At 69.3% G+C, this 5,948-nt stretch carries 5 protein-coding genes and 1 pseudogene; 5 read left to right on the plus strand and 1 reads right to left on the minus strand.

Annotated features, from left to right (window positions below; translation table 11 throughout):
• Positions 1–174, minus strand: a pseudogene (locus H5J26_RS31715) (S-methyl-5-thioribose-1-phosphate isomerase); the annotation flags it as partial.
• Positions 175–311: 137 nt separating this feature from the next.
• Here H5J26_RS31715 and H5J26_RS27455 point away from each other — a divergent pair.
• Genes H5J26_RS27455 through H5J26_RS27475 form a run of 5 tightly spaced genes read left to right on the plus strand, consistent with a single transcriptional unit; the run spans position 312 to position 5,918 of the window.
• A complete protein-coding gene (locus H5J26_RS27455) occupies positions 312–1,541 on the plus strand; it encodes a DUF7544 domain-containing protein (protein ID WP_181768664.1) in 1,230 nt (409 codons plus the stop codon).
• Between the two features lie 16 nt (positions 1,542–1,557).
• Positions 1,558–2,325 (plus strand): DUF4129 domain-containing protein, encoded by a 768-nt coding sequence (locus H5J26_RS27460; RefSeq protein WP_181768665.1) that lies wholly within the window; start codon positions 1,558–1,560, stop codon positions 2,323–2,325.
• The gene (locus H5J26_RS27465) at positions 2,322–3,614 is read left to right on the plus strand and encodes a DUF4350 domain-containing protein (RefSeq protein ID WP_181768666.1); all 1,293 of its coding nucleotides are present in this window, start codon (positions 2,322–2,324) and stop codon (positions 3,612–3,614) included. The genes H5J26_RS27460 and H5J26_RS27465 overlap by 4 nt, the downstream gene beginning before the upstream one ends.
• Positions 3,611–4,576 carry an AAA family ATPase gene (locus H5J26_RS27470; RefSeq protein WP_181768667.1) on the plus strand — a complete coding sequence of 322 codons (966 nt, stop codon included), beginning with the start codon at positions 3,611–3,613 and terminating at the stop codon, positions 4,574–4,576. Before H5J26_RS27465 ends, H5J26_RS27470 begins: the two co-directional genes overlap by 4 nt.
• 28 nt (positions 4,577–4,604) lie before the next feature.
• Entirely contained in the window at positions 4,605–5,918 is a 1,314-nt protein-coding gene (locus H5J26_RS27475; RefSeq protein ID WP_181768668.1) for a DUF58 domain-containing protein, read from the plus strand.
• The last annotated feature ends 30 nt before the right edge of the window (positions 5,919–5,948 follow it).

The following is a 5,948-nucleotide window of genomic DNA, read 5'->3' on the forward strand; positions in this document are numbered from 1 at the left end:
CAGCAGGGGCGCTCCTCGCACCGACAGCGCCTGGATCGCCGCGACCAGGTCCGATACGTCCTTGCACACCAGCTCGACTTCCTCCGCCGGCAACCTCGTCTGGTCGAGGAGCACCAGCATCGGCCCCTCGGGAGACTCCTCCCAGCGCAGCACCGGGACACCTTGATCTGCCATCTGCACAGTCTGCCTCCACCTGCCGCGGCTCCTGAAGGCAATGCGAGGGCCCGGGGCCCGGTCGGCCTCCCGTCCGCCCGTGGGACGATGGCTGTCAAACAGGCGATGCAGCGACCGACCACCCGAGGTGACCAGAAGTGAACGACTCCCCGGGCTGGGCGTCGCCCGGATCCTCTCCCTCCGACCGTTCGCCGGACGAGGAGCAGGCCGCGCACGCGTCCGGGAGCGCACCGCAGGGGGCGCCCTCGAACGAGCCGCCGAGGAACTGGGCCGCGCAGCAACCGCCCGCACAGGGCGTCCAGGGTTGGGGAGCCCCGCCTCCCGGGCAGCCCGGCTGGGGGAACTGGAACGGCGGCTGGAACCAGCCGCCCGCTGCCAAGCCCGGGACAATCCCTCTGCGCCCCCTGGGTGTCGGAGAGATACTGGACGGCGCTGTCACCACCATGCGGGCGCACTGGCGCACCGTGCTCGGCATCTCCCTCGGCGTCGCGGTGCTGGTCCAGCTCGTGGCCACCCTCGCCAACGGTCTCTGGATGACGGACGCCACCGACCTGGACGCCTTGGTCAAGGACCCGCAGCCCAGCACCGACGAACTCTGGGCCGCCATGAGCGGATCCCTTCGCCTCACCGGGCTCCGCGCTCTCGTCGACACCCTCGGCACAGTGATCGCCACCGCCATGCTTACGGTCGTGGTCAGTCGCGCCGTGCTCGGCCGCTCGGTCGGCATCGGTGAAGCCTGGCGGGACTCCCGCCCCCAACTGCTCCGGCTGCTCGGCCTCCTGATCATCGTGCCGCTGCTCGTCGGCCTCGCCGTGGCCGTTGGCTCCGCACCGGGGACAGCTCTCCTCGCCGCCGGAGTGGACACCCTCGGCGTGGCAGTGCTCCTGGTGGGTCTGCTCGTAGGGCTGGTGGGCGCAGTCTGGATCTGGGTCCGCTTCAGCCTCTCCGCTCCGGCTCTGATGCTGGAGAAGCAGGGCGTCATCACCGCGATGCGCCGCTCCGCCAAGCTCGTACGAGGCAGCTGGTGGCGCGTCTTCGGCGTGCAGATGCTCGCCACGATCCTGGTCGTGATCGTCGCTTCGATCATCCAGATGCCGGCGACGGCCGTCGGGGCACTGGCCAGCGGGCAGGGCCTCTCCGCCTTGGCAGGCGGGACACCGAGTACTGGCTGGGCCTTCCTCATCGCCACCGGCATCGGAGCGGTGATCGCTTCCACGATCACGTTCCCGATCCGTGCCGGGGTCACCGCACTGCTGTATCTCGACCAGCGCATCCGACGAGAGGCCCTCGACCTCGAACTCGCCCGTGCCGCGGGCGTGCCCGGCTACGACCAGCAGCAAGCCGACCGCCCGACCGCCGGGAGCTGAGGCCGTGTCGGGGGACATGGCGACTGCGGCACTGCACACGGTGGCCCGCTTGCGCACAGCAGCAGCCACCGGTGACGACGGCGGCGTCCCGGTCACCACACCTCGTACTCCCGCACGCGAAGCAGCGGAACGCGAGCTGTCGAAACGCGAGTACCACCAGGACGACCCCGGCCTCCTCCAACGCCTCCTCGACTGGCTGTGGGACCACATCAGTTCCCTGCTGGGCTCGGCCGCGCAGGCCACCCCCGGGGGATGGGTGGGCCTAGCCGTGCTCGCCGTAGTCGTACTGCTGCTGGTCGTCGCGCTGCGCATGCGGCTGGGCAAGTTCCGACCCGAAACCACGTCCGACAGCGGCTCCCTGTTCGGCAACCGCCTGCGCAGCGCCGCCGAACACCGAAGCGCCGCCGAAGCGCACGCTGCCGCCGATCGCTGGAGTGAAGCACTCCAGGAGCGGATGCGGGCCATCGTCCGCTCTCTCGAAGAGCGCGCCCTGCTCGACAGGCGCCCGGGCCGTACGGCCGACGAAGCCGCCTCCGAAGCAGGCCGGACTCTGCCCGACCACGCTGATGCGCTGCGGTCCGCCGCCCGTTCCTTCGACGAGGTGACGTACGGGGAAAGGCCCGCCGATGCCGCTGCGTACAGCGCTGTACGCGACATCGACGGCGCACTCCAGCGTGCTGTTCCGCGTCTCCCCGAGACCCCGGCCCCGGGCGACACGAGCCTCCTCGTGAAGCACGGTGACAGAGGCTCCGACGCCACCACCCCGGGTGGAGGCGGCCGTTGAGCACCGCTTCTGCCACATCCCTCTCCCCGACCGCCCGGCAGATCTGGACCCGTGCCCGCGGCCTGCTCATCGCGGCCGCGGTTCTCGCCGTGGCCGGGGTGGCTATCGCCGCTCTTCGCTCCGGAGACGCGTACGGACTTCTCGACCCGCGCTCCACCGACGACCACGGCAGCAAGGCGACAGCAGAACTCCTCAAGCAACGAGGCGTCGACACCGAGATCGCCCTGACCCCGGGCGAAGCCAAGAAGGCGGCGGGCCCCGACACCACGTTGCTGGTCAGCGACCCCGACGCCCTCACCAGGCGTCAGCTGTCCGAACTGCGGCCGGCCTTGCGGCACGGCGGCCGCACAGTCCTCATCGCACCCGGCTCCGCGTCCGTCAAAGCCCTCACGCCGAAGGTACGCGCTGCTGCACCCGCCGCGATCCAGCCGACACCTCCGGACTGCGACTTCCCAGCTGCGGAACGGGCAGGTGACGCCGAACTCGGCGGCGTCCGTTACTCCGTCGACGCCGACCACGCGGATCTCTGCTACCTGCGCCAGGGGCTCCCTTCCCTGCTGAGGCTCCGCGACGGGACGGAAGACGGCGGCAGTCGTTCCGGCCCCGAAGCGGACACGGTTCTGCTGGGCGCGCCTGATCCGCTCTACAACCAGCGACTCGACAAGCACGGCAACGCCTCGCTGGTGCTTCAACTGCTGGGTTCGCGCAGTCATCTCGTGTGGTACCTCCCCTCTCCTACCGATGCCTCCTCCGGGAAGGGCGAGGAACGCAGCTTCCTCGACCTCCTGCCGGCAGGCTGGACCTGGGCGACGGTTCAGCTGGCGATCGCCGCGGTGCTCGCCGCACTCTGGCGCGTGCGGCGCCTGGGTCCCCTCGTGCCCGAGCAACTCCCCGTCTCCGTACGCGCCTCCGAGACCACCGAGGGCCGGGCCCGCCTCTACCGGAGGGCCAACGCCCGCGACCGCGCCGCCGAAGCACTGCGCTCCGCAACCCGCGCACGGCTCGCACCTCTCGTGGGCGTCAGTGCCGCGGAAGCTCATTCGCCTGAAGCACTGACTCAAGCACTGGCTGCGAGTTCGCCTTCCCACGCCGCTCCCCCCGCGCCGGCTGAGGCAGGCTTGCATCAGCCCAGCGACAGCGCGCGACTTCACTCCCTCCTCTTCGGCACCGCCCCCGCGACCGATGCAGAACTGGTCCGGCTGGCCGACGAACTCGACCAGTTGGAACGCCGTCTCTCCGACGCCACTTCCGTCACCCGACAACCCACAGACAAGGAACGCACCTCGTGAGCGTCCCCTCACCAGACAGCGCACGCAGCGCCCTCGAAGCACTGCGACTCGAGATCTCGAAGGCGGTCGTCGGCCAGGACGCCGCCGTCACAGGTCTCGTCGTCGCGTTGCTCTGCCGCGGACATGTGCTGCTCGAAGGTGTCCCCGGAGTCGCAAAGACGCTGCTCGTACGCACCCTCGCAGCAACTCTCGAACTCGAAACGAAGCGCCTTCAGTTCACCCCCGATCTGATGCCGAGCGACGTCACCGGATCCCTCATCTACGACGCACGCACCGCTGAGTTCTCCTTCCAGCCCGGCCCCGTGTTCACCAACCTCCTCCTGGCAGACGAGATCAACAGGACGCCTCCGAAGACCCAGGCGTCCCTGCTCGAAGCCATGGAAGAACGCCAGGTCTCGGTGGACGGCACGCCCCGGCCGCTCCCCGATCCGTTTCTGGTGGCGGCAACGCAGAACCCCGTCGAGTACGAGGGGACCTATCCGCTGCCAGAGGCTCAGCTCGACCGCTTCCTGCTGAAGCTGAACCTTCCCCTGCCCTCGCGTGCCGATGAGATCAGCGTCCTGACACGGCACGCGGAAGGATTCGACCCCCGGGATCTCGCCTCCGCCGGTGTCCGAGCCGTCGCGGGCCCGGCGGACCTGGAAGCCGCCCGAGCCGCAGTCGCCGCGACCTCTGTCTCATCCGAAGTCATGGGCTACGTCGTCGATATCTGCCGAGCCACTCGCGATTCCCCCTCGTTCACCCTCGGGGTCTCGCCCCGAGGCGCCACCGCACTACTGGCCAGCGCCCGTGCCTGGGCCTGGCTCACCGGACGGGACTATGTGATCCCCGACGACATCAAGTCCTTCGCCCTGCCGACTCTGCGACACCGCGTACAGCTCCGCCCCGAGGCAGAGATGGAAGGCGTCACAGCCGACAGCGTCATCAACTCGATCCTTGCCCACGTCCCCGTCCCCCGTTGATACGCAGTGAGTTGGGGAGCCCGCATTCATGGCACTCACCGGCCGTACAGTCCTGATCGCCGCCCTTGGCGCGCTCCTGGTCGGCGTCCTGCTCCCAGGCTGGACGGGCCTCCTCGCCGTCGAGCTCCCGCTGTTGATTGCAATCCTGTACGACCTCGCAGTCGCCGCGCCAGTGAAGCAACTCCGATTCACGCGTTCCGGTGACACGTCAGTTCGGCTCGGCGAACATGCATACGTAAACGCCGTCGTGACCAATCCCGCCGGCCGATCGGCACGAATCCAACTCCGCGACGCATGGCCACCGAGCAGTTGGCCGGAGGAGGCGGACGCGTCTCGGGCCGGTCGCCACCAGTTGCGCATCGGAGCCCGAGAACAGCAGCTGTTCACCACCGCACTTCGCCCCACCCGTCGCGGCGACCGTCGCGCGGACCGCATCACCGTCCGCTGCTTCGGACCGCTCGGTCTTGCCGCTCGCCAGGGAAGCCATTCCGCGCCCTGGACGGTCCGCGTCCTCCCTGCATTCAAGAGCCGCAAGCATCTGCCGGCGAAGATGGCACGACTGCGTGAACTCGACGGGCGCACCAGCATCCTGACCCGCGGAGAGGGCACCGAGTTCGACAGCCTCCGCGAATACATCCCCGGTGACGACACCCGCTCCATCGACTGGCGCGCGACCGCCCGGCAGTCGACGGTCGCGGTACGCACATGGCGCCCTGAACGGGACCGCCGCGTCCTGGTCGTACTGGACACCGGCCGGACCTCCGCCGGCCGGGTGGGCGACGCTCCACGTCTCGACTCAGCCATGGACGCCGCCCTGCTCCTGGCAGCGCTCGGCTCCCGTGCCGGCGACCGTGTGGACCTACTCGCCTATGACCGCGCGCCGCGAGCAACGGTCAAGGGCCGCACAGCACATGAGGTCCTGCCGGCCTTCGTCTCCGCGATGGCACCTCTCGAACCCGCGCTGGTGGAATCCGACACCCGAGGTCTGGCGTCCACAGCTCTGCGCATGGCACAGCACCAGTCCCTCATCGTCCTGCTCACCGGCCTGGAGGCATCGCCCGTCGAGGAAGGGCTGCTGCCGGTACTGCCGCTTCTCACTCAACGCCATACCGTCATGGTCGCTTCGATCGCCGATCCACGAATCGCGGAGATGGCCGGCTCCAGGGGCAGCGTCGAAGCGGTGTACGAGGCAGCAGCAGCAACGCGGGCTCAGACCGAACGGAAGCACACGGCAGACCGCCTCCGTCGTCACGGAGTCATCGTCGTCGACGCACTTCCACAGGACCTGGCCCCGGCTCTCGCGGACGCATACCTGGCTCTTAAGGCAACAGGCCGTCTCTGACTCCGGCTTGAAGGCTTCATCCGTAAGGCG

Source organism: Streptomyces albidus (ex Kaewkla and Franco 2022), from assembly GCF_013870515.1.
Classification (GTDB): Bacteria; Actinomycetota; Actinomycetes; order Streptomycetales; family Streptomycetaceae; genus Streptomyces; species Streptomyces albidus.

Coding starts and splice junctions, on each gene's coding strand:
- H5J26_RS27475 (WP_181768668.1), top strand. CDS start 4,605: ATGGCACTCACCGGCCGTACAGTCCTGATCGCCGCCCTTGGCGCGCTC.
- H5J26_RS27460 (WP_181768665.1), top strand. CDS start 1,558: ATGGCGACTGCGGCACTGCACACGGTGGCCCGCTTGCGCACAGCAGCA.